The sequence below is a fragment of the Roseateles sp. GW823-FHT07B05 genome, from assembly GCF_058794515.1.
In genome coordinates, this window is record NZ_JBXAGX010000041.1 from 1 (window position 1) to 1,242 (window position 1,242).

Genomic DNA, 1,242 nt, shown 5'->3' on the forward strand with positions numbered 1-1,242 from the left:
TGACCCTGTCCCAGGTTTCCGTACCGTTCGGTAACAGAATGGACCGGCATGAAGAGGCCCAGGAAGGGGCCAGGAGTTCATGCCATGAGGAAGAGCAAGTTCACCGAGGAGCAGATGGCCTACGCGCTCAAGCAAGCTGAGCTGGGCATCAGCGTCGAGGAGGTTTGCCGCAAGATGGGCATTAGCAGCGCGACCTTCTACAAGTGGCGTCAGAAGTACGCCGGCGTGGGCCCATCGGAGCTGCGACGCATGCGTCAGCTCGAGGAAGAGAACCGCAAGCTCAAGCAGATCGTGGCGGATCTGAGCCTGGACAAGGCCATGCTGCAGCACATCGTCGCAAAAAAAGCCTAGGGCCTTCGCGGCGGCGAGAGCTGGTGCCAGAGCTGATGCGCCTGTTTGGCTGCAGCCAGCGCAATGCCATGCGCGTGGCCAACGTGTCGCCGGGCAGCTTCTTCTACAAGCCGGTCAAGAAGGACGAGACCGCGCTGCGCATGCGCATCAAGGAGATCACCAGCACACGCGTGCACTACGGCTACCGCCGGGTGCACGTGCTCCTGCGCCGCGAAGGCCACCCCGACAACGTCAAGCGCGTGTACCGCCTCTATCGGGATGAAGGGCTGTCACTGCGGCTCAAGCGGCCGAAGAGGAACAAGGCCGCCCAGCTGCGGCAGCCCAAACAGCTAGCCCATGCCATCAACGAAATCTGGAGCATGGATTTTGTCGCCGACAACTTGTTCGACGGCCGCAAGTTGCGCATGCTCACCGTGGTTGACCTGTACACGCGCGAGTGCCTGGCGATCGACGTGGGCCAGAGCTTGAAGGGCGAAGACGTCGTGCGCGTCCTCAGTGGCATCGTCTTGCACCGCGGGCTGCCGCTGACCATCAAGACCGACAACGGCAGCGAGTTCATCTCCAAGGCCATGGACAAATGGGCCTACGAGCGGGGCGTCGAACTGGACTTCAGCCGACCAGGCAAGCCGACGGACAACGCCACAGTCGAGAGCTTCAACGGGCGCCTGCGCCAGGAGTGCCTGAACGAGCATTGGTTCTTGTCACTGGACGATGCGCGCGCCAAGATCGAGGCTTGGCGGCGGGACTACAACGAGAACCGCCCCCACTCGGCGTTGGAATGGTCTACGCCAGCCGAATTCGCCCGCCGCAGCCGCCTGCAGGCGGCTGCGGCGATGTCAGAGGAGCCGGAAAGTTCTACTTCCGAGCGGTACTGAAACGGGGACAGGGTCA

Annotated in this window: 1 protein-coding gene; it reads left to right on the forward strand. The window is 62.6% G+C overall.

The features are described 5' to 3' along the window. Nucleotides 1-84: 84 nt before the first annotated feature. A protein-coding gene (locus AC1Q7O_RS27560; protein ID WP_492662639.1) for an IS3 family transposase occupies nucleotides 85-1,226 on the forward strand; the annotation gives its coding sequence in 2 pieces (ribosomal slippage) (nucleotides 85-337 and nucleotides 337-1,226; 1,143 coding nt in all). Nucleotides 1,227-1,242: the final 16 nt, after the last annotated feature.